The following is a 308-nucleotide window of genomic DNA, read 5'->3' on the forward strand; positions in this document are numbered from 1 at the left end:
GCAAGTCGGGTGCGACATTCTACTTGGTCACCATCGTAATAAACTGCTGGCCGCTGCCATCGGAGGAGTTGGTGTGATAATCGTCCACCAGTGTCAGATTGCCCTCCGGGGTCAGTGCGCCCGTTTCCTCATCCGTAATGGTGACAGCATCTTCTTCCTCTACGATTTCCGGCAGGACAGGATGCTGTTCACGGTGGTTCCGCTGATCATCGTGGTTTATTATGCCCTGACCGATGGCAGCGGCAATTTCACCATTGCCAATCTGACCAGCGTCAGCGGCTACGGCTCCGTGTTTGCCCGCAGCCTGC

The 308-nt window shown here is 56.2% G+C and carries 1 pseudogene; it reads right to left on the bottom strand.

The annotated features are described in order from the left end of the window. Positions 1–22: 22 nt before the first annotated feature. Positions 23–220, bottom strand: a pseudogene (locus P0G09_RS17965) (DUF4366 domain-containing protein); the annotation flags it as partial. Positions 221–308: the final 88 nt, after the last annotated feature.

It is taken from the genome of Faecalibacterium sp. DFI.5.82, assembly GCF_029076575.1.
GTDB classification, from domain to species: domain Bacteria; phylum Bacillota; class Clostridia; order Oscillospirales; family Ruminococcaceae; genus Faecalibacterium; species Faecalibacterium duncaniae.